The organism is Tahibacter aquaticus, assembly GCF_004363655.1.
Taxonomy (GTDB): Bacteria; Pseudomonadota; Gammaproteobacteria; order Xanthomonadales; family Rhodanobacteraceae; genus Tahibacter; species Tahibacter aquaticus.
This window is the reverse complement of the sequence record NZ_SNZH01000001.1, coordinates 266,385-288,414: the sequence shown is the minus strand read 5'-3', so window position 1 is coordinate 288,414 and position 22,030 is coordinate 266,385. Positions and strand designations below refer to the sequence as shown.

At 65.8% G+C, this 22,030-nt stretch carries 19 protein-coding genes; 11 read left to right on the top strand and 8 right to left on the bottom strand.

Annotation, left to right across the window (positions count from 1 at the left end; genetic code table 11):
- Positions 1–2: 2 nt before the first annotated feature.
- Positions 3–890: an alpha/beta fold hydrolase gene (locus tag DFR29_RS01175; RefSeq protein ID WP_243745919.1), complete on the bottom strand. Its 888-nt coding sequence runs from the start codon at positions 888–890 to the stop codon at positions 3–5.
- Positions 891–1,038: 148 nt separating this feature from the next.
- Here DFR29_RS01175 and DFR29_RS01170 point away from each other — a divergent pair, with 148 nt between their 5' ends.
- The 6 genes from DFR29_RS01170 (at position 1,039) to DFR29_RS01145 (ending at position 6,564) form a co-directional block, all read left to right on the top strand.
- Positions 1,039–1,641 carry a TetR/AcrR family transcriptional regulator gene (locus tag DFR29_RS01170; protein ID WP_133816724.1) on the top strand — a complete coding sequence of 201 codons (603 nt, stop codon included), beginning with the start codon at positions 1,039–1,041 and terminating at the stop codon, positions 1,639–1,641.
- Positions 1,642–1,773: 132 nt separating this feature from the next.
- Positions 1,774–3,552: a phosphoenolpyruvate carboxykinase (GTP) gene (locus tag DFR29_RS01165; RefSeq protein WP_133816723.1), complete on the top strand. Its 1,779-nt coding sequence runs from the start codon at positions 1,774–1,776 to the stop codon at positions 3,550–3,552.
- A gap of 88 nt (positions 3,553–3,640) precedes the next feature.
- Complete coding sequence (locus tag DFR29_RS01160; protein WP_133816722.1) at positions 3,641–4,552, top strand: histone deacetylase family protein; 912 nt, start codon at positions 3,641–3,643, stop codon at positions 4,550–4,552.
- Between the two features lie 35 nt (positions 4,553–4,587).
- A complete protein-coding gene (locus tag DFR29_RS01155; RefSeq protein WP_133816721.1) occupies positions 4,588–5,169 on the top strand; it encodes an RNA polymerase sigma factor in 582 nt (193 codons plus the stop codon).
- Positions 5,166–5,639, top strand: a complete 474-nt coding sequence (locus DFR29_RS01150) for a hypothetical protein (protein WP_133816720.1) — start codon at positions 5,166–5,168, stop codon at positions 5,637–5,639. The genes DFR29_RS01155 and DFR29_RS01150 overlap by 4 nt, the downstream gene beginning before the upstream one ends.
- A gap of 19 nt (positions 5,640–5,658) precedes the next feature.
- On the top strand, positions 5,659–6,564 hold the full coding sequence (locus DFR29_RS01145) for a DUF4097 family beta strand repeat-containing protein (RefSeq protein WP_133816719.1): 906 nt from the start codon (positions 5,659–5,661) through the stop codon (positions 6,562–6,564).
- 78 nt (positions 6,565–6,642) lie between these two features.
- On the opposite strand, the gene DFR29_RS01140 is transcribed toward DFR29_RS01145, so the two are convergent.
- From DFR29_RS01140 to DFR29_RS01125, 4 genes are all read right to left on the bottom strand, one after another.
- Positions 6,643–8,454, bottom strand: coding sequence for a sulfotransferase family protein (locus tag DFR29_RS01140; protein ID WP_133816718.1), 1,812 nt, complete (start codon positions 8,452–8,454; stop codon positions 6,643–6,645).
- A gap of 87 nt (positions 8,455–8,541) precedes the next feature.
- A complete protein-coding gene (locus DFR29_RS01135) occupies positions 8,542–8,997 on the bottom strand; it encodes a hypothetical protein (RefSeq protein ID WP_133816717.1) in 456 nt (151 codons plus the stop codon).
- A gap of 86 nt (positions 8,998–9,083) precedes the next feature.
- Positions 9,084–9,491 (bottom strand): GNAT family N-acetyltransferase, encoded by a 408-nt coding sequence (locus tag DFR29_RS01130; RefSeq protein ID WP_133816716.1) that lies wholly within the window; start codon positions 9,489–9,491, stop codon positions 9,084–9,086.
- Complete coding sequence (locus DFR29_RS01125; protein WP_133816715.1) at positions 9,488–10,141, bottom strand: pyridoxamine 5'-phosphate oxidase family protein; 654 nt, start codon at positions 10,139–10,141, stop codon at positions 9,488–9,490. Before DFR29_RS01125 ends, DFR29_RS01130 begins: the two co-directional genes overlap by 4 nt.
- 91 nt (positions 10,142–10,232) lie before the next feature.
- On the opposite strand from DFR29_RS01125, the gene pdxR reads away from it, so the two are divergent.
- Both pdxR and sufT read left to right on the top strand, forming a co-directional pair.
- Positions 10,233–11,687, top strand: a complete 1,455-nt coding sequence (gene pdxR / locus DFR29_RS01120; RefSeq protein ID WP_133816714.1) for a MocR-like pyridoxine biosynthesis transcription factor PdxR — start codon at positions 10,233–10,235, stop codon at positions 11,685–11,687.
- A 52-nt stretch (positions 11,688–11,739) separates the two neighbouring features.
- Entirely contained in the window at positions 11,740–12,297 is a 558-nt protein-coding gene (sufT, locus tag DFR29_RS01115; protein WP_133816713.1) for a putative Fe-S cluster assembly protein SufT, read from the top strand.
- A gap of 45 nt (positions 12,298–12,342) precedes the next feature.
- Here the strand turns inward: sufT and DFR29_RS01110 are convergent, their stop codons facing one another.
- The 3 genes from DFR29_RS01110 to DFR29_RS01100 all read right to left on the bottom strand — a co-directional run bounded on the left by DFR29_RS01110 (position 12,343) and on the right by DFR29_RS01100 (position 17,049).
- Positions 12,343–13,011: a hypothetical protein gene (locus tag DFR29_RS01110; protein ID WP_166653799.1), complete on the bottom strand. Its 669-nt coding sequence runs from the start codon at positions 13,009–13,011 to the stop codon at positions 12,343–12,345.
- A gap of 128 nt (positions 13,012–13,139) precedes the next feature.
- Positions 13,140–13,769: a hypothetical protein gene (locus tag DFR29_RS01105; RefSeq protein ID WP_133816711.1), complete on the bottom strand. Its 630-nt coding sequence runs from the start codon at positions 13,767–13,769 to the stop codon at positions 13,140–13,142.
- Positions 13,770–14,343: 574 nt separating this feature from the next.
- On the bottom strand, positions 14,344–17,049 hold the full coding sequence (locus DFR29_RS01100; RefSeq protein WP_133816710.1) for an EAL domain-containing protein: 2,706 nt from the start codon (positions 17,047–17,049) through the stop codon (positions 14,344–14,346).
- 351 nt (positions 17,050–17,400) lie between these two features.
- On the opposite strand from DFR29_RS01100, the gene DFR29_RS01095 reads away from it, so the two are divergent.
- The 3 genes from DFR29_RS01095 (at position 17,401) to DFR29_RS01085 (ending at position 21,951) form a co-directional block, all read left to right on the top strand.
- Positions 17,401–17,820, top strand: a complete 420-nt coding sequence (locus DFR29_RS01095) for a hypothetical protein (RefSeq protein WP_133816709.1) — start codon at positions 17,401–17,403, stop codon at positions 17,818–17,820.
- A gap of 914 nt (positions 17,821–18,734) precedes the next feature.
- Complete coding sequence (locus tag DFR29_RS01090) at positions 18,735–20,894, top strand: S8 family serine peptidase (protein WP_425598815.1); 2,160 nt, start codon at positions 18,735–18,737, stop codon at positions 20,892–20,894.
- A gap of 571 nt (positions 20,895–21,465) precedes the next feature.
- Complete coding sequence (locus DFR29_RS01085) at positions 21,466–21,951, top strand: asparaginase domain-containing protein (protein WP_133816707.1); 486 nt, start codon at positions 21,466–21,468, stop codon at positions 21,949–21,951.
- Positions 21,952–22,030 lie beyond the last annotated feature (79 nt).

Sequence of the window (22,030 nt, the reverse complement as noted above, 5' to 3'; positions counted from 1 at the left end):
CATCATTCCCTGCCCGAGGGCAGGGTTCGGACAAAGGAAAGCACAGCGTTGGTGAAAAGGTCATTGCGGTCGCCGGCGACCATATGCGTGGCGCGGGGCACCACGACATGGCGCGCCTGCGGCACCAGGTGGAGGAATTCGGCGATGGTGGATTGCGATACGACGTCGCTGTCCGAGCCGGACAGCAGCAGCACCGGCACGCGGATCTGCCGCGCCGGGTCGATCAGATCGGCTTGGTAGCGCTCGCTGTTGTCGGCGATGCGCTCAAGCAGTGCCGGATCCCAGTGCCAGCGATAGCGGCCGTCTTCGCGTCGCACCAGCAAGCTCTGCAGACGCTCCGGCGAACGCTTCTCGCGCCGGTGCGGCAGATAGGCCGCAATGCTGGCGGCCGCTTGTTCCAGTGAGGCAAAACCGTTCGGATGAGCCCGCATGAAAGTGAGAATGCGCTCGACGCCGGCCGACTCCCAGCGCGGCGTGATGTCGACCAGTACCAGGGCACGAAACAGCTGAGGCTGTCTGGCCTGGGCGAGCAGCCCGACCAAGCCGCCGAAAGACGCGCCGACCAGGATGGCGGGACGCCCGGCGAAGTCGGCCAGGCGGGTCAGGTCGTTGACGAACTGATCAATTTGGTATTGACCGCCAGGCAACCAATCACTTCCACCGTGTCCGCGTGCGTCACAACAAAGGCTGAAAAATCCCAATTCGGCCAGGCGCGCAGCACTACTTTGCCAGGCCTGCAGGGTCTGGCCGAAGCCATGTGCGAATAGCAGAGCCGGGTTGCCGGCATTGCCGTGCATTTCGCACGAAATGATTAATCCGTTGTCGTCGACGAGACGGATCTCTGCCTTGGGCTTCAAGGGTTTAGTCGCGGTGGCCGGGCTTTCAAACATCTGTTTGAGTATTGCTACAGAACTAGAGTATTCAATCCGGGTTACCTCAGCTTTCGATCAAATCTTTCTGAATAGAGGTCACCATACGCGACTGCCAAGTAGGTTCTGGGCCAACCGCCGCGGCGGCGGTGCTGCAGGAAGATTAGCCATGACTCAAGCAACTGCTACTACTCAAGCAACAGTGACCCAACTCGAAACCCGCGGCCGTCTGTCGGCGGCTGACTGGGAGCAGGCTGCGCTCGATGCGATCGCCGAACAAGGCATCAACGGCGCAGCCGTCGAACCGTTGGCCCGCCGGCTCGGCGTGACCAAAGGGAGCTTCTACTGGCATTTCCCCACGCGTGAAGCACTGCTCAAGGCAGCGCTGGAACGCTGGGAGCGGGTCGACGAGGAAGAGTTCCTTGGCGTCGAACCGATCCGTGACCCGCGCGAACGCCTGCGCGCCCTGTTCCGGCGCACCAGCCGGGAAATGCAGTCGCACGTCATCTATTCCGCGTTGCTGCGGGCGCTGGATCACCCGGTGGTACAGCCGGTGATGTCGCGCGTATCGCAAAAGCGCATCGATTTTCTCACCATCGCCTACCGCCAGCTTGGACTCGACCGTCTGGCCGCAAGCTACCGCGCCCGCCTGGCCTACGCGGCCTATGCCGGATTCCTGCAGCTGTCCCTGCAACTGGGCCTGCCGCGGTTGTCGCACGCGGAATTCGACGAGTACATCGATCACACGATTTCCACGCTGATTCCGAACTGATTGCGGCGCTACTGCGCAAGTTGTTGATCCGTAGAAGGGCCGCCAGCTGCTTTGTTGCAATGCTGGCGGCCCGCCGCTAACGTGGCTCGCCTCACTTTCAGGCGGGGCCCTGGCGGGCCCAGGATCAAAGGTATGGCCAGCAAGCTCGACGCGTTGAACCGATGGGTGGATGAAGTCGCTCGTCTCACCCAGCCCGACCGCATTCACTGGTGCGACGGATCGGAAGCGGAATACCAGGCCCTGGTCGAACTGATGCTCGACACCGGCGACCTGAGCGAGCTGAATCCTGCCACCCATCCGAACTGCTATCTGCATCGCTCCAACCCCAGCGATGTTGCCCGCGTAGAGCACCTGACCTTCGTCTGCTCGCGCAACGCCGACGATGCCGGCCCGAACAACCACTGGATGGCGCCCGAGGAGGCCCACCAGAAGATCGATGCCCTGTTTGCCGGCTGCATGAAGGGCCGCACGCTGTACGTGATTCCCTATTGCATGGGGCCGATCGATTCGCCGCTGGCACGCTGCGGCGTGGAAATCAGTGACAGTCCTTACGTCGTCGCCAACATGCGCATCATGACGCGGATGGGCGAGGCGGCCCTGGCCCGCATCGAGCGCGAAGGCAGCTTCGTCAGGGGCCTGCATTCCACCGGCGACCTCGACCCGGCAAAGCGCTTCATCATGCATTTCCCCGAAGAACTGACCATCAAGTCGATCGGCTCGGGTTATGGCGGCAACGCCTTGCTCGGCAAGAAATGCCATGCCTTGCGCATTGCCTCGTGGCAGGCGCGCCAGGAAGGCTGGCTGGCCGAGCACATGCTCATCCTCGGCCTGGAAAGCCCGCAGGGCGAAACGCACTACGTCGCTGCGGCCTTTCCCTCGGCCTGCGGCAAGACCAATCTCGCCATGCTGATTCCGCCGGCGGCTTATCCCGGCTGGAAGGTCTGGACCATCGGCGACGACATCTGCTGGATGCAGCCCGGACCGGACGGTCGCCTCTGGGCGATCAATCCCGAGGCCGGTTTCTTCGGCGTGGCACCGGGCACCAGCCGCAGCACCAATCCGAACGCGCTGGCCATGCTCGACCGCGATGCCATCTTCACCAACGTGGCGGAAACCGCCGACCAGCAGCCCTGGTGGGAAGGCCTGCCCGAGGGCAAGCCGGCGACCGACTGGCAAGGCCGCGACTACGATCCGGCCAACGGCCCGGCGGCGCATCCGAATTCACGTTTCACGGTCAGCGCCAAGCAATGTCCGAGCTGGTCGCCGCGGGCGGAAGATCCGCAGGGCGTACCGATCTCGGCCATCATCTTCGGCGGCCGGCGCGAGTCGCTGGTGCCGCTGGTGTTCGAGGCGCGCGACTGGAAGCACGGCGTACTGGTGGGTGCGGCCATGGGGTCGGAAACCACGGCGGCGGCCACCGGCGCGGTCGGCGTGCTGCGGCGCGATTCGATGGCGATGAAGCCGTTCTGCGGCTACAACTTCGCCGACTATTTCAGCCACTGGCTGAGCCTGGACAAGGCCAATGCCAAGCTGCCCCGCATCTTCCACGTGAACTGGTTCCGCAAGGGCGCCAACGGCAAGTTCGTCTGGCCGGGCTTCGGCGACAACATGCGCGTGCTGGAGTGGATCGTGAACCGCTGCAAAGGCGGCGTCGGCGCGGTGGAAACGCCGATCGGACTGCTGCCGCGCAAGGAAGACCTAAAGCTTGCCGGCCTGGGCCTGGGCGAGGCCGAGCTGGAACTGCTGCTCGAGGTCGACCATGCCGGCTGGGCGCGCGAATACGCTGGCATCGGCGAATACCTGGAATCGTTCGGTGCACGCACGCCGGCATTGCTGCAGCAGGAACACGCGCGGGTCAGCGGCGAACTGGCCGCTTCGCTGGCGCCCAGCGCCAAGGTGGCGGTCGGCTGAAAGCCGCCGGCGCGGAAATGCCGGGCATAGGCAACGTGCAGCGGCCGCGCCGCGCGCGTTGCCTGCCAGCTGCCCTCGTCACACGCGCGTGAACGCCTACTACTGCCATCACTTCGTACTGCCGCTGCCGACGGAACACCGTTTTCCGATGGCGAAGTATGCGTTGCTGTACCAGCGCGTCGCGGCGGCGGCCGACAGCCTGGGTATCGCGCTGATCGAACCGCAGCCGGCCAGCGACGCGGCCTTGCAGCGCGCCCACGACTCCGCCTACGTGATGCGCGCCAGCCGCGGCGAACTCAGCGCGGCCGAGCTGCGCAAGATCGGTTTTCCCTGGTCGGCGTCGATGATCGAGCGTTCGCGCCGTTCTGCCGGCGGCACCATGGCTGCGCTGGAAACGGCGCTGCGCGGTGACGGCGTGGCGGTAAACCTGGCCGGTGGCACGCATCACGCGTTTGCCGACCAGGGCGCCGGCTATTGCGTCTTCAACGACTCTGTCATTGCCGCGCGCCATGTACAGGCACTGGGCCTGGCCCGGCGCCTGCTGGTGATCGACCTGGACGTACACCAGGGCAACGGCACCGCGGCGATCGTGCGTGACGACCCGAGCATCTTCACTTTCTCCCTGCACGGCGAGCGCAACTACCCGGCCGTGAAGGAATGCAGCGATCTGGACGTCGAGCTGGCAGACGGCTGCGACGACGCGCAGTACCTGGATGCGTTGGCCACCCACCTGCCGCGGGCGCTGAGCCGGGCCGGTGCCGACGCCGTCATCTACCTCGCCGGTGCCGATCCCTATGCGCAGGACCGGCTTGGCCGCCTGGCCCTGAGCAAGTCCGGCCTGGCCGCCCGCGACGACATGGTGCTGGATGCCTGCCTGCGGCATAGTCTGCCACTGGCGATCAGCATGGCAGGCGGTTATGCCCCGGACGTGGCGGACATCGTCGACATTCACTTCGCCACGGTATGTGCTGCGGCAGCGCATGCGCGCAGGCTGGCTTAAACCCTGCGCCGGAATGGCGCATCCAAGCTGGCACCATGAATACTGCCTGCCTGCCCATGAGTTATGCGATGCCTGAGTCGGCTCCGGTTCCCGCCGACGACAGTGCCCTGGTCCAGCGCTCCATCGGTGGCGATATACGCGCCTTCGAGCTGCTGTATCGCAAGCACGTGGGCCGCGTCCACGGCGCCATCCTGCGAATCGTCGGCATGAACCACGCCCGTGCCGAGGAGCTGACCCAGGACGCCTTCGTCCGCGCCTGGCAGAAGCTGGCCGGATTCCGCTTCGAAAGTGCATTCTCCACCTGGTTGTACCGGCTCGGCGTCAATGTCGCCCTGATGGACCTGCGTGGCGCCGGCAACGAACAGAACGTCGACGACGAAGTGCTGGAACTGGCGGCCGGCGGCGACGTGCCGTTCTGCGCCGGCGAACGCGCCGATCTGGAACAGGCTGTGGCGAAATTGCCGCCGCGCGCCCGCGCCGTACTGGTATTGCACGATGTGGAAGGGTGGAAACATGAAGAAATCGCAAGAGAGCTGGGCATGGCGGTAGGTTCGTCCAAGGCGCAGTTGCACCGCGCCCGCGGCCTGGTGCGCAAACTACTCGGAGCAGCGGCATGAGCGACAACGAATTCCAGTGGCGCCGGCAGATGCGCGACCTGGGCGGTGCGGTGCAGCCGCAGCGCGATCTCTGGCTCGACATTGCCACACGCATTGCCGCCGAACAGGCCGTCGCCGCACCGCCGGCCGCACCGCGCCGACGCTGGGCTTTGCCCTTCGCCGCCGCTGCCAGCGTGCTGCTGGGACTGCTGGTCACTGCGCTGTGGCAAGGGCAAAACCGCAATCCCGCCGACGAAGTCGCCGCGCAGAACACGCCGGCAGCGGCAATGGACCAGGTCAACAAGCAGTTCAGGCAGGTGCGTACGCAGGATCCGCGCCTGGTCGCCGCCGCGGTGGAACTCGACGCGGCGGCGGAACAGATCGAACAGATGCTGCAACAACAACCCGACGCGGTTTTCCTCGTCGGTCTGCTCAATCGCACCAACGAACGACGGCTGAAACTTGCGCGCATGGGGCTAGCGTCGAGCTGAATCCTGTTCCGGAGACGACATGAAGACGAAATTGCTAGTACTGGGCGTGCTGTTTGCCCCCGGCCTCGCGCTGGCCGGCACGCCAATCGACGAGACGCGCAAGGTCGATGCCGACGCCCGCATCGAAGTGAACAACGTAAAGGGCGCGGTGAACGTGGTGGCCTGGGACAAGAACGAGGTTTCCATCAGCGGCACCCTCGGCGACGGCGCCCGGCGCCTGGCGGTTGAGGGCGGCGAAAGCAGCCTGAACATCCGCGTCGAAGGGCCTGACAAGTCCAAGGGCTGGTTCAACTGGGGCTCGGATTCCTCGATGCAGGAAACCATCCTCAACATCAAGGTACCGCGCACGGTATCGCTGGAAGTGGGCGTCGTCAGCGCCACCGTCGCGATCAGCGAGCTTTCCGGCGGCGAGGTTGCAGTGGATTCCGTGTCCGGGCGCATACGCGTATCGGCCGTGACCACGCCGCGCCTGCGTCTGGAAAGCGTCAGCGGCGACGTCGAATTCGACGGCAAGTCCGCCGACACCTCGATCGAGTCGGTCAGCGGCGACATCGTGGCACGCGGCGTCGGCGGCAACAACCGCTACGAAACGGTTTCCGGCAATGTGCGCATCAGCGCCGCCACGCCGTTGAAGCAGGCCAATGCCAGTACTGTGTCGGGCGACATCGAAATCAGCGGCGCCCTGGACAAGGGCGCGCGCATCGAACTCGAAACCATGAGCGGCGATGTACGCCTCAACCTTCCCGCGAACCTGTCGGCACGCATCGAGGCAGAGAGCTTCAGCGGCACCTTGCGTTCCGACTTCGGCACGGTGGAAAAACCCGAGCACGGCCCCGGTTCCAGCCTCAAGGCCAAGGCCGGCGACGGCGACGGCGACATATCCATCGACAGCTTCAGCGGCAATGTGACCGTGCGGCGCGAATGACGCGGTACAGCCCGGGGCGTCAGTGCGCTGCCGGGCTGCTTTTTAGCTTTCTATTTTTTGTACCTTTTTTCTTGCCGCTTACCAGGCGTAGGCCCAGCGGTCCAGATAAGGCTGCAGCAGCGGCCTGGTCGGTTCCAGCCACTGCTGGTAAGGCCGCCAGCGCTCCACCGCGCGCGTATTCACCGGTTCGGTCACCTGGGTATAGCTGGGCGTGGAGATGTAGCCCCGCGAAGCGGCATGCGCATGCGGTGTCAGCAGCGCATCGTTCCAGGGCAGGCCGAGGAAATCGACCAGGCGGCGCGCCTGGCCCGGCAGGTCGCCGACCAGGGTTTCGTAGCGCGATTCGAACACATTCCCGCCGAGCACGTCGAACTGGTCGCACCAGAAATCCATCGCCGTGGCATAGCCGCGCGCCGTGCTTTCCGGTGTCTCGCACATGGCGACGAATACCGGCGAACGGAAGTTCTGCATGTAGTTGCTCAGCAGTACGTCGGCCGGATGGCGCAGCGCCAGGATGATGCGCGCGTTCGGATAGACGCGGCGGATCAGCGGCAGCTTGAGCAGGTTCAGCGGATTCTTGTCCACCAGCTGCACGCCGTCGCCCCAGCGCGTATGCCGCGCCACGCGTTCGCGATAGATCGCCCGCATCGCTGCGCACTGGCCGGGCGTGAGCTTGCCCAGGTCTTCCGGGTAGCGCAGGCCGCTGGTCTGCATGAAGGCGATCTGGTCCTGCAGGTACGCCCTTTCGTCCATGCAGACCAGCTGTGGATGCGCGTCGAGCATGGTTTCCAGCAAGGTCGTGCCCGAGCGCGGGAAGCCGACCACGAAAATCGGGCTGGCTTCGGCGTCCGGTGCATCGGGTTGGGTGGACCAGCCGGCGAACTGGGCCGGGCTGACGCGGTGCCTGGCGATGGTCAGCGGGCTGGCGCTGCTGTCGAACATATGTGGCGCGCGGCGGCGTAACTGTTCGGTCTTGGCCGCATGTGCCTTTTCCAGCGCGGCGATCGCTGCGGCGGCGTCGCCGTCGCGGTCGCAGACTCGTGCGTAGGAAAAATATATGTGCGGATTCTTTTCCAGCTGCTGGCGGTTCTGCATCAGGTCTTCGTGCAGGCGCCGGCTGGTGGCAACGTCGCTGCTGCGGGAGGCCAGGCCGGCCTGCAGCAGGGCCAGGTCTTCCCGCATGCCCGCATCGAGGTCGTCACGCAGCGACAGCGTTTCGGCAATGCGCATCGCCTGGTCCACGCGGTTGCAGCGTTCATGCAGACCGGCGCAGCGCAGCAGCACGCGCGCGTTCTCCGGATCGCTGCGCAGGGCCGCAACCAGCATCTGTTCGGCGGTGTCGATCTGGTCCAGGCGCATTACCAGCCAGGCGGCCTCGGCCAGCGACGCGGGCGAGATCTGCCACTGGCGCCAGTTCTGCAGCAACTGGTGGGTTTTTTCCGGCTCGCCGTTCTCGAACGCTGCCATCGCCGTATAGACGCGGATCTCGCCGTCCTGCGGTGCCAGCAGCAAGGCGCGCTCCAGCCAGCGGCCGGCACCGACGGCGTCACCCAGATCCAGCGAATTGAGGCCGAGGTTCATCAGCACACCCGGCTCGTTGGGGTTGCGGCGCAGCGCTTCGCGCAGGGCCCGCTCGGCTTCGGTATTGCGGCCGGCCTCGCGCAGGCAGTTGCCGAGGTTGTTCCAGTGCTCGTAGCTCGCACCCGGTGCTTCCGCCAGGCGCTGGAACAGTAAAGCGGCTTCGTCGCCGCGGCGTTGCGCCTGCAGGCTCAGCGCCAGCAGCATGCAGGCAGCCTCGTTGTTGCCGTCGTGGGCCAGAACGCTGCGCAGGATGGGTTCGGCTTCGCGGTAGCGGCCGGCTTCGAAATGATCGTAGGCAGTCTGCAGCATGGGCACTCGGCAATCGACAAGACAGTTCGCAAGTATCTGCGGACGGGAGCGGCGATGACAACGCGGCGGCGTTGCCGCACTGGTGGTTCAGCCGGCAGGAAATGCGGGCGGGCTGCGGCGCGGCGGCAGCGCGGCACAGGCGGTGCCCAGCAGCAATGCGGCGGCCAGGCAGGCCAGATCAAACATGTCCAACCTGGCCCAGGCAACGGAAAGAGCCATGTCGGTGCCGATGCGGTGCAAGGTGTCGGTCAGGCGCTGGCCCAGCAGCAGCGACACCTGGGCGGTCGCGATCAGGCCCAGTGCATAGGCACAGGCCAGCGTACTGAACAGCAGCGCCAGCAAGCCGCCGATGGCATTCACGCCGGGACCGGGCCGCCGCAGCAGCACGCCGATGAAGGCTGACAAGGGCAGGGCCAGAAAACACAGCTCGCTCTCATGCCACAGCGCGATCAGCGCCCACACCGCCCCGCCGGCAAGGGCGACCATCAGCGCGGTCGCCAGGCCCAGCCAATTCAGGCGCGGACGCCGGGGTTCAGGCGTCATGGCGCGGCAAGACAGGATTGGACGGTACGGGCATGGGCGCTGCGTGACGTGGAGGCCGCGCATGATACCCCGTGCTTTCCGCGTTGCTAGCGCAGCGGCGCGTCGCCGTCGAGCAGCCAGGCCTGGGGATGGTGGCTGAAACCGATGCGCGGGTAGTAGTCGACCGCGGCCGGCGCTGCCAGCAGCACGATCTTGGCCTGCGGCGCGGCGCGCTGGGTCTGGCGTACCAGTTCGCGTCCTATACCCAGGCGCTGATGGCTGTCGCGCACGGCCAGGTCGGCCAGATACGTGGTGAAGCCGAAATCGCTGAGGCTGCGCGCCAGGCCGACCAGGCGTTCGCCGTCCCAGGCCGTCACGATCAGGTTGGCATGCGACAGCATTGCGCCAAAACGCGTGTCGTCGCCGATCGGCCGGCGCACGCCGAGACTGCAGTCGCCATACAGATCGCGTGCGGCGGCCAGATCCGGCACTTCGCCCAGGCGGTAGTCGATCATGTGCCGTCCCCAACCGCCAACAGCCGTCGTACCGAGGCCGGCGGCGGCAGGGGGCAATCGCTGGCGGCGATGGGCGCGGCATAGCCCTGCTGCAGCGGCACGACGCCGGCCCACAACGGCAGGCCGCGGTCGGCCGGATCGTCCTTGGGTTCGCCCTGGCGCACCTTGGCGCTGGCATCTTCGATGGAAAAGCGCAGCAGCAGAGTGGCCGCCAGCTCGTTGCGGTCGGCTTCGCGCGACTCGGCCGCACGGCCGGGCAGGATGGCGTCGACGAAACGGGCCAGTGCAGCCACTTTCTGTGCGGCATCGTCCACCACGACGGCGCGGCCGAAGCAGACTACCGAGCGGTAATTGGCCGAGTGATGGAAATGCGAGCGCGCCAGTACCAGGCCGTCGACATGAGTCACGCTGACGCAGGCGGCGATGCCCTCGGCCAGGCTTTTCATCAGCCGGCTGGCGATGGAGCCGTGCAGCAGGATGTCTTCGCCGTCGCGAGCGTACATCATGGGAATCACGAACGGCTGGCCGTCGGAGCCGGCGAAGCCGACATGGGCGAGGAAACCTGCGTCGAGGATGGCATGCACCTGTTCGCGCTGATAACTCGCGCGTTCCTTGACGCGGCGGACCTGGTGGCGGGCGGTTTCGACCATGGTTGGCTCCCCTGGCTATTGACGCGGCCAGTATCTGGTCCAGAATTGGCACCACCAAGAACCGCAATCGCTGTGTGCGAAAGGGCCAATCGTGTATCTCGAACTCGACGGCAACGGCGCGCTGTACGCGCAACTCACGCGGGCATTGAAGTCCGCCATCCTGGCCGGCCGCGTCGCCGCCGGCGCACGCCTGCCGGCAACGCGTGTACTTTCAAGAGAAATGGATCTTTCCCGAAATACCGTGCTGGCCGCGTACGAGCAGCTGCATGCGGAAGGATTTCTCGTCGGCAAGGTCGGTTCCGGCTCGTACGTGGCCGAAATCGAGGCCGCACGCAAGCCGCGCAGCGCCCCGCGGGTGGTGCCGACCAGCCCGGTCGCACGCTACGCCCGGCGCGCGCGCGAAGTGTTCGATGAAGTCATTCCCGGGCGCCAGTACAAGGGCCTGCGCTACAACCTGCAATACGGCTCGCCGCTGACCAATCCGGCGCTGACCTCGGCCTGGCGCCGCGCCCTGGCCCAGGCCTCGGCGCATGCGGAGCTGGACTATCCCGATCCGCAAGGCCTGCGCGCCCTGCGCGAGCAGATCGTCGACTACCTCGCGCGCCGGCGCGGCATCGTTGCCGCTGCCGACGACATCCTGGTCGTGTCGGGCACGCAGCAGGCGTTTTTCCTCGCCGCAACGGTGCTGGTCGAACCTGCCGACGGCGTGATCCTGGAAGACCCCCACTACCGCGGCGCGCGCCAGGTGTTCCAGGCGCACGGTGCGCGCGTCGAAGCGGTGGCGGTGGATGCGGACGGTCTGCGCACCGACGAACTGCCCGAGCGCGGCGCGCGCCTGGTCGTGGTCACGCCGTCGCACCAGTTCCCCGCCGGGGCGGTGATGTCGCTGGCACGGCGTCTGGAGCTGATCGAATACGCTGCGCGCCAGCGCGCCTGGGTGATCGAGGACGACTACGACGGCGAGTTCCGCTACGACGCCCATCCGCTGGCGGCCATGCAGTCGCTGGACCGGCACGGCCGTGTGATCTACATCGGCAGCTTTTCCAAGACCTTGTTTCCTTCCTTGCGCCTGGGCTACATGGTGTTGCCGCCGGGGCTGAAGAAGGCGTTCGTTGCCGCCAAGTGGTTCTGCGACCGCGGCTGTCCGGCCATCGAGCAGGGTGCACTGGCCCGTTTCATGGCCGACGGCAGCTTCGAGCGCCACCTGCGCGATGCGGCCAAGACCCTGAAACAGCGGCGCAATGCCATGCTGGGTGGATTGCGCCGGCATGCGCCGGCGGTAGAGGTGGCCGATACTCATGCGGGCATGCATCTGGTCGCTTGGCTGCCCGGCATCAGCCGCAGCCAGTGCGAGCGCCTGATTGCGCTGGCTGCCGACCGCGGGCTTGGACTTTATGCGATCGAACCCTATTTCCTCGGACAGCCCAGCCGCAACGGCCTGCTGCTGGGCTATGCCAGTCTGCCGCCGGCAGACATCGAGGCGGCGATGAAAATCTTCGGCGCCTGCCTGGCAGAGCTGGGCCTGGGCCGGCGTCAGGCCGCATAATCAGCGTTTTTGCCGTATTGCCGGCCTGCGCCGGAAGGATTCGAACCCGCTCATGGCCGGATATAGCAACAGCTCCGAACCGATCAAGCTCGAACGCGACTGCGCCGCCGTGATGGTGCCGCAGGGCGAGAGCGTCACCTTGCCGGCCGGCCAGATCGGCTATATCACCCAGGCTCTGGGCGGCAGCTTCACCGTCTACATCGAAGGCAACCTGTTCCGCATCCGGGGCGAGGATGCCGACGCCATCGGCAAGGAGCCGCCCGCCACTATCGAGGTGGACGAAGGCGCCAGTGATGAAGAAGTGGAAAAATTGGTTTGGCAGCAATTGCGAACCTGCTTCGATCCGGAGATCCCGGTCAACATCGTCGACCTGGGCCTGGTCTACGAATGCGACCTGGTGCGTGGCGAATCGGGCGAACGCGAAGTGCGCGTGCGCATGACCCTGACCGCGCCCGGCTGCGGCATGGGCGACATCCTCGTCGACGACGTGCGCGCCAAGGTCGAGGCGATTCCGACCATTGCCGCCGCCGACGTGGAACTCACCTTCGATCCGCCCTGGACCCACGCCATGATGTCGGATGTGGCGAAGCTCGAAACGGGCATGATGTAGAGGCGATGCCGTGCTGGAAAAATTCTACATTTTATACCTGTTTAATTATGTTTCCGCCGGCCGTCGCCAGATCGACGGCGACAGGAAGGCGTAACTGAGCAACCCCCATAGCAACGGCAAAGCCGGCAGCGATAGAGCCAGCGCCAGGGACAAGACCAGGGTCATGCCTTTATCCGCGTCGGTGAAAGCCATGCCGAACAGGATCCGCGCCAGCAGTACTGCTTGCGTCAGCGTCAGCGCGAAGCAGGCGACCCAGACCCAGGAACTCAGCAGCGGTCTGCGCAGGCGCCAGCCGGCCAGGCCGGCGACTGCCCAAGCGTTCAGTGCCAGGCCTAGGCCTTCGGCCGCCGGCGCACCGCGTAGTACCCACTGCGCCATCACCACGAGTACGAGCAGGCCCAAGCCGCCGGTATAGAACCACCACAAGATCCTCGGCAGCGGCGACCGTGGCCGTGATGTGGCGCGCTCGACAGGGCCGGCGCGCGGCGACTGATACGGGTTTTGCGTGAACTGGTCTGCTGTGAATTCGAAATCGGGCGGTGGGGAGGCAGCTTCGTTCTCCACTGGCGACAGCACCAGACCGCGCTGCGTCATTTCCTGCAGCGCGATTTCGCGGGCGAGGTCGGTCAGATCGGTGGAGCGAAGGCGTTTCAGCAGCGCTGCGTCGGTCAGGTCGGCGTAGCGTTGCTGCAGGGATTCGCGGGTGATTTCCACGGGTGCGGCTTCTGGTCGGGGTGCGATGGGGACGATAACGCGGCGGCCGAAGACGGGCGAACATGCGATCAGGCACGGGACCTGCTGCCGGCGCGACGCCAAACGCGGCCAGAAGCGTAGCGGCGGTATTACCAGATCGATTTGTCGCAAGCGTAGCGGGAAAGCGCCCAGGCCAGTGGCAGCACCGCGGCGGTCATTGCCAGCGACAGCCACTCGGGCTGGTATCCCGCGATCGGCGCTGCTGTCCCATCGAGCATCACGATTGCCGATGCCAACCCCAATAACCCGGCCCACAGCCATGCCGTTACCGCTACACCGATCCAGACGACGCGCCAGAGGAAGCGCCTGCGCGTGCACCAACCGATCAGCCCCAGGCAGGTCAGGGCCATTATCGCGAGCATCACGACCACGCCAAAATTCAACAGTCTGCCCTGGCGCAGCGGCATGGAAACGGTGCGCAAGGCATACAAAGTATACAGTGCGGTATAGGTCCACCACAGCGTATTCCAGATTTGCGATGCACCGGATCGTTCTGGCGTATCCAGCATATCGGCGCGCGGCGTCTGGTAGGGGTTGGCGGAGAAACCGTCGGCGGTGAATTCCACGTCCCGGTGCAGTAGCGGCGGCGCAAACGTGCGCTGCGTTGGGGGTGGTGCCAGCGCCAGGCCGCGCGAGTGCAGTTCGGCCAGCGCTATTTCACGCGGTATTTCCGAGAGTTCGTCGCGCTCAAGGCGTCGGCGCAGTTCGGCATCGTTCAATTCGGCGTAGCGGCGGGCCAGGGATTGGCGGTAGGGATCCACGATTGGGGGCTTTGGTGGGGGTGGGCAGTTTTGCAGAAACAGGGGTGGGCAAGAGCGTTGTGGCGGTAAAGATTGGAGCGTGATGCTTGTGGTGTCGCGTGTTTTGGTTGTTGCTGGTTGGTGTGGGGTTCATCGAAAAGAACGCCGCAGACCATGCTGCCGGCATATATGAGGGCGGCGTAGAGATTGGGAACGCGATGCCGGTGGCATCGCGTGTCATGTTTTTTGCCGTTCGGCCTGGGGGCCTCACCGAAAAACCACCGCACACGATGCCCCCGGCATCGTGTGAGCGCGGCAGAGATTGGGAACGCGATGCCGGCGGCATCGCGTGTCATGTTTTTTGCCGTTCGGCCTGGGGGCCTCACCGAAAAACCACCGCACACGATGCCCCCGGCATCGTGTGAGCGCGGCAGAGATTGGGAACGCGATGCCGGTGGCATCGCGTGTCATGTTTTTTGCCGTTCGGCCTGGGGGCTTCACCGAAAAACCACCGCACACGATGCCCCCGGCATCGTGTGAGCGCGGTGGTTTTTCACCAAAGAGGTCTGGTGAAATCGAACTCTGGCGTGCCCGAAGGACGCGCAAACGCCGGCCCCACGCCGTAGTCCACGCCCAGCCGCAGCAGCAAGTGGGCACGGTTGATCGAATCCACTTCAGGGGCGATCACAGCGCAGCCGGCGGCATGTGCCTTGCGCACCAGGGCGAGCAAGGTGTCGCTCATGGACTTGGCCGTGCCCAGTTCCGATACCAGGCCGGCGGACAGGCGCACGAAATCGATGGTGAGGTTCTTCAGCGCATGCACGGCAGCCCAGTCGCGGCCGAAGTCGACCAGGCAGACGCGCACGCCGCTCTGGTGCAGGAACTTGAGGCGCTCGGAGGCGCGTGCGCCGGCGTCGATCAATTCGGAGCAGTTCAGTTCCAGCGTAAGCCCGGTGCCCGACAGGTGGCGCTCTTTCAGCTCGCGCGCCAGCCAGTAGGGAATGTCTGGATCGAGCAGGGTCGCCACCGACTGCGGCACGAACAGGCGCAGCTGGCGGCCGCGCTTGAGCTGTTCCTCGCGCACGCTGAGGCTGCGCTCCAGCAACCAGCGGTCCAGCGTGGTGAGCTGATTGCACTCCGCGGCGACCGGCGCCAGATCGGCATAGGCGACGGCAACGCCGGCCTGCTGCGTGCTCTTGACCTTGAAGCTCAGCTCGAACTGGCCGCTGAGCTTGCCCGCCAGGGCAACGATGGGCTGAAACTCGAACTGAGTCTGTTCCGGTGTCAGCGGACGGCTCAGCACGGCGCGCACGGCCAGCATCGGATCCGACGGCAGCAGCGCGGCTTCCTTGGCCTCGAACCAGAGCACGCGGTTGCCGCCCAGGTGGGCCGCGGCGATCTGCGCGGCCTCGGCATTGGTCACCACTTCGTCGACGCTGGCGTGTTCGCCGCCGAGCAGGGCCATGCCGATGCTCGTGGTCAGCGGATGGCTCTGGCCCTGGTAGATGAACGGATGCGTGGCAAGGGCGAAACGCAGGCGCTCGGCAATGTCGGTGATGTCGTTGCGCGAGCGCCGGTGCAGCATGACGAAATAGTGGAAATCAGTAAATTGTGCCGGAAGATCGACTTCGTCGAGCTGGGTGCGCAGCAGGTTGCCGACATGGGCGTCGATCGCGGCCAGGCCGGTGAGGCCGATCTTTTCCCGCAGCTCGCCGGCGCGGTCGATCGCCACCGTCAGCAGCGCCGCCGAGCGGTCGCCGAGTGCTGCGCTGAGTTTTTCGATGATCACCGTGCGCGAATACAGGCCGGTGCGGCTGTCGCGCCCGTCCGGATTGCCGATGACTTCGCGCAGCCAATGCGCGCGGCGCACGCGCGAGGTGACCGCACTGAGCAGGTGGCGCGTCTTCAGCGGCTTGACCAGGAACTCGTCGCCGCCGGCGGCGATCGCGTCGAAACGCAGGTTCACCGCCGAGGCGTCGGCGGCAAGAATGATCGGCACCGCGGCGTATTCGGGCTGCTGCCGGATCATCTGGGTCAGTTCGATACCGCCGACATCGGGCAGGTTGCAGTCGAGCACGACGACATCGGGGCGGAATTCGGCCAGCGCGGCCAGCGTCCCCTGGCCGTTGCCGACGATGCGGGCGGTCATGCCGCGCTCGGCCAGGGCGCGGGCGGCGTCGACCGCATTGTTGCGGTCGGGCGCGACCAGCAGCACGCGCCAGGCCGGTGCGGCGGTATGCGCCAGCAATTCGTCCAGCTTGGCCAGTACGCGCAGGCTGTCGACCGGCGACTGGAAAAATCCAGCGGCGCCGGCACGCATGGCCAGCAGCCGATGGCCGAGGTCCGCATCCGGCGACACCACGATCAGGCTGGGCAGCGCCTCGCCGTCGGCGGCCAGCTTGTCGTAGATGGCGCGCACGCGGCCGTAAACGCGCAGCTTGCGCGCATCGAGAATCAGCGCGCCGGGTACGGCATTGCCGAGGAAATCGATCAGGTCGTCCGCTTCGCTGGACACGCGCGTGTCGAAGCCGCGTTCGCGCAGGGCGCTGATCAGACCGGGTGCGATGCTGTCGTCGATGCCATGCAGCGCGATCAGCCGCGGTAGGCGCATCAGACCGTCGTTGCCGCTGGTCAGCGGTGGCGACGCGGTGGCGGTAGGCGGTGTTGGCCGCACCAGCGCCGCCGCGGCGGGGGGCGTGGCCAGCAGCGCGCTGAAATCGGTTGCTGGCGCGGGCGGCAGCACCGGCACAACGGCGGCGAGCGGCTCTGCCGCCGGTGTCGCCGCGCTGGCCTCGGCTTGCTGCGGCGGCTGTGCAATGTTTTCCACAATTTCTTTTTCTGCGACCCGCGCCGGCGGCAACGACGCAGTGCGCACCACCGGCATCTCGGCGCTGATGCGTGCGCTGGGCAGGGTATGTACGGCGGCCTTGGTCGTGGCGGAAAGGTCGGTCAGATCGGCGCCCAGTGCTTCGACCATCTGAGCCAGGCGGGCGAGGTCGCGGGTATTCGGCAGCAGGGCATCGTCGATGAACGAGCAGAGGTAGGCGGCCAGTTCCAGTGCATCGTTGTTGAGCTTGTCCAGGCCCAGGCGTTCGCTGGTATCGCCGATCTGGTCGAGTTCGTCGCCGAGCTGGCGCGCTGCATTGCGATCCCAGCCGCCCTGGGCCAGCGGTTGCCAGCGGCGTACCAGGGAAAGACAGCGCTGGCGCAGTTCGTCGCGCGCGGCGCCGTCGGTGCGGATATTGCCGTGGTTGCTCATGGGCAGGCCCTGGGGCCGGCGGCGACCGGCCAATGCCGACGGGAACGCGGCTGCTGCCGCGCCGTTGCTGCGCCCGTTTCGATGACCGCCTTAGCCATCCGATTGCCCTGTTTCGATCCTGCGGATGCGCCCTGTACGCAACCTTGCGCGCAGCATGCGCTGAGGCAGGGGGCGGCTTGCGTGCGTGCAATCACAGTTTGGTCCATGGGAAAAGGCCTTGCGCTGCTATCCCAGGACGCAAAACTGCAGCCGGTCCCCTCAGGCGGTCGCTGCAGTTGACCTGTTGTTTGCCTGGGCACAAGCTTGGCTGCGGCGCGAACCATGGCACTCGACAGTGTGGAGAAGGCGAGAATGAGAAAGTATGCACACCTGTTGCTGACGGCATTGTTCTTGTTGACGCTGCTCTGGCAGAGCGTGTTCTGGGGCGGCGCCACGGCACTGCCCGATCTGGGGCCCATCGTACGCCGCTCGGCCATGCGCGAAGCGCCGCTGGTGTCGGGTTTCATGGTGCTGGGCGAAACCCTGGGCAAGGCCGCACCGTTCCTGCGCGACCTGGGCCAGGGCTGGGCGGCAAAGGCGCTGGCGCCGGCAGCCGAGCGTCTGCTGGCAGACCCGGACGTGGCGATGGATTTCATCTTTGGCCAATCCCTGAACTCAACTCAGCGCATGGCCACCCGCGGCGTCTATGCGGTGCCGTTTCTGCTGGTTCTTGCTGTGATCGCGTACCTGCGCCGCCCGCGGCAGGTTCGCATGATGGGTGGGCGGCGCTGAGGCCGCTGGGCTGATCGCTCTCTCTTCGCCCTCTCTGCATCCGTCGTGCCTGCGCATGGTGGTTTTGCCAGCACAAAGTGTGAGGAGTTTCACTAATCCTGCAAGCTGAGCCTGGATCGGTCGCAAGGGCCGAGCCGTTTTTACCGGAATCGCCGCATTCGCGCACCGGGCTGCGCAATCGACTCCCCGGCAGCAGCCCTGACCCCGGTTGCAGTTGTTAACGATCGATTCATTGCCGCGTCGTTTTGTGACAAATTCGGTCACTCTTGCGCAATGCACCGACCGACCTACGGGCCAGTATTGGCGCGGGCCACAGCCAATCCGAACGCTTTCGTAGTTACCCTAATTTGTCCGGACATAAATATTGCATTGCAGCAATATTCGTGATGGATCAATCACTTAGCGGCGGTTTTTGGTTGACGGACGGCAATTTCCGCTGCTAGCTTGCCCCGCGTTTTCAGAGCCGGGGGGTTCTGGATGCACGCTCGCGATAATCGATGAACAGGGTCTGGCAGGCTCTGCGGTTAATCAGCACAGGTTGTTGGCCACGGCCGCCCACCGTTACGGAACGGCAGTCGTTGGGGGGGAAGTGCGCGGCGAGCGGACGGGAGCGATGCACGGGGTTGCCTGGTGGGACACCAACGCAGCCGTACATTCCTTTATCCGGTGGGGGTTCAATCGTGAAAGTAGTTTTGCACCGTGGTTTTCGTCGTAGCGCGCTGGCGCTGGCATTGTTTGGCGCAGCGTTTTCGGCGCAATCCGCAGGCTTGAGCGCAGCCGACCGCGCAGCATTTGCCGACAAGGTCAATTTTGCCGTGGCGGCGCCCGGCGAAAAAATCGACAGCTTCATCGTCTATTACAACGGCCAGGAACAATCGATCCAGCGCAGCGAAGCCCTCTCGGCCCAAGCGCAGATGCTGGCCGCCGGCGACGTGGAGCGGGTCAGCAAGGCCATGGGTTTCGACCTGAGCATCGAACGCGAACTGGCGACCGGAGGCATGCTGCTGCGGGTCGATACGGCTTCCCGGCGCGGCTTCGATGCCGACGCGATGATGGTCGAGATCGCCAAGAACCCGAGTGTCAGCAAGGTCGAGCCGAACAAGCGCGTGCGCGCTTTCCTGGTTCCCAACGACACCCGCTACAGCGAACAATGGGACATGTTCAACAGCGTCGGCGGCATGAACGTGCAGACCGCCTGGGACGTGGCCACCGGCAGCGGCATCGTGGTGGCGGTGATCGACACCGGCATCACCCCGCATAGCGATCTGGCCGGCCAGACCGTGGCGGGCTACGACTTCATTTCCAGCTCCACCACGGCGCGCGACGGCAACGGCCGCGACTCCAACCCGAACGACGAAGGCGACTGGTTTGCCACCAACGAATGCGGCGTGCCGTATTCCTCGGGTTCGAGCTGGCACGGTACCCACGTCGCCGGCACGGTTGCCGCCATCGCCAACAACAGCAAGGGTGTTGCCGGCGTGGCCTTCAATGCCAAGGTGCAGCCGGTACGCGTACTGGGCAAATGCGGCGGCTCCATCGCCGACATCGCCGACGCCATCATCTGGTCGTCCGGCGGCACTGTCTCCGGCGTGCCGGCCAACGCCACGCCGGCCAAGGTGATCAACCTCAGCCTCGGCGGCCAGGGCGCCTGCTCCTCGACCGAACAGAATGCGATCAACTCGGCGCGTTCGCGCGGCACTGTGCTGGCCATCGCCGCCGGCAATGACAACGCCAATGTATCGGGCTTCGACCCCGGCAACTGCAGCGGCGTGATCTCGATTGCCGCCACCACCAAGGCCGGCAGCCGTGCCAGCTACTCCAACTACGGCGCGCTGATCGACGTGTCCGCCCCAGGCGGCGACGGTAGTGGCGGTGCGGGCGACATCCTGTCGACGCTGAACTCCGGCACCAGTACCCAGAGCAGCGAAACCTACGCGTTCTACGCCGGCACCTCGATGGCGTCGCCGCACGTGGCCGGCCTGGCCGCGCTGATGCTGTCGAAGAACCCCAGCCTCACGCCGGACCAGATCGAAACCCTGATCAAGAACAACGCCAAGCCGCTGCCGGGCACCTGCTCCGGCGGTTGCGGCACCGGCATCATCGACGCGGCCAAGACCCTCGCCGCCGTCGGCGGCGGCGGTGGCGGCAACGTGGCGCCGACGGCCAACTTCAGCGCCAGTCCCAGCGGCCTGACGGTCAGCTTCACCGACACCTCCACCGACAGCGACGGCACGATTGCATCGCGCGCATGGAACTTCGGCGACGGCACCACCTCGACCGCGGCCAACCCGAGCAAGACCTACTCCGCCGCCGGCACCTACACGGTGACGCTGACGGTGACCGACAACGGCGGCGCAACCAATACCAAGACCTCGTCGGTGACGGTGTCCTCGGGCGGCGGTGGCGGCAACGTGCTGAGCAACGGCGTTGCCGTGACCGGCCTGTCCGGTGCGGCCAACGGCGAACTGACCTATACCCTGGCCGTGCCGGCCGGCGCGACGGGCCTGAAGTTTGAAATGTCCGGCGGCACCGGCGATGCCGATCTCTACGTCAAGTTCGGCTCGGCCCCGACCACCAGCAGCTACGACTGCCGTCCGTACCTCGGCGGCAATGCCGAAACCTGCACCATCGCCACGGCGCAGACCGGTACTTACTACGTCAAGGTACGCGGCTACTCGGCTTTCTCGGGCGTCAGCCTGAAGGGTAGCTACACCACGGGCGGTGGCGGCGGTGGTCTGTTCAGCAACACCACCGACTACAACATCCCCGACAGCGGCAATGTGTCCAGCCCGATCACGGTCAGCGGCCAGAGCGGCAACGGTTCGACCACGACCCAGGTCGCGGTCAACATCGTGCACACCTACCGCGGCGACCTGCAGATCGACCTGATTGCCCCGAACGGCACCAGCACCCGCCTGAAGAACGCCAGCTCCAGCGACAGCGCAGCCAATGTGATCGCGACTTATTCGGTCAACACGTCGGCTTCGCCGCGCAACGGCACCTGGCAGCTCAAGGTGACCGACGCCTATTCGGGCGATACCGGTTATATCAACCAGTGGTCGATCCAGTTCTGATCGCAATTACGAGTAGTAGATGACGGTGCCGCGCTGGACGTGCGGCACCGATTCCACAGGCGGGATGCCGGTGGAGGCGCAGGGACGCCCAACGGGACGCACCGTGGCTGCGGCAATGCCGCAGCCCCGGACTCGTACCCAGCGGTCCGGCAACGGGACCGTTGCATCAGCAGGGCCGGTGGCGATGGCGCCTTACGGCCGCACTACCGACGAATTCCCGAGCGTGGCGTGCGAACGCGCCGCCTCAAGCATCGCGGGTGCAGCAGGGCTGCCCCGCAAACCATCCTCGGAGGGGAGGAGCCCGGTCATCGCGCAGCCAACGTTGCGCGACTGCCGGACTGGCGTGGCGTTCGTTACAGCCATTGCCTGCAAGGGTCGCCAGCGCACGGGCTGGCGGCAGTAACGGGAGAACCCCTGACCCGCACTTGCGGGCAGGGGTTTCTTCTTGGCCAGGCGAGCGGCATTCCGCTCCGGCCTCTCTGCCGCGGTTGATTCACGCCGCTGCACCGATGGCCGCAAGCTTCATCGGCAGCCGCATAATGCCGGCCGGCATTCCGGCTAGGATTTCGCGATGCAGCACCTGACCATCGTCACCACCGGCGGCACCATCGACAAGGTGTATTTCGACGACAAGTCGGAATACCAGATTGGCGCGCCGTCGATCGGCGACATTCTGAATCAGCTCGGCGTCGCGTTTTCGTTCGAGCTGATCCCGATACTGCGCAAGGACAGCCTGCATATCACCGCCGACGACCGCGAACTGATTCGCCGTACCGTCGCGCAGCAGCCGCACCGGCACGTACTGGTGACCCATGGCACCGACACCATGGTGGAGACCGCGCTGGTGCTGACACAGATTCCGCAGCGTGTGATCGTGCTGACCGGCGCACTGAACCCGGCACGCTTCCAGGGTTCGGACGCGGTATTCAATGTCGGCTGTGCGGTCGGAGCCCTGCAGTCGCTGCCCGACGGCGTCTACGTGGCCATGAACGGGCGTATCTGGGATCCGCGCAGCGTGCGCAAGAATCGTGCGGCCAATCGCTTCGAGGCGGGCTAGGCCCCAGGCGGCCGTTGGCGGGCGCCAAACTGTGGCGCTGGCCGGGCGATGCGACTACAGCGCATTCGTCGCGCCAACG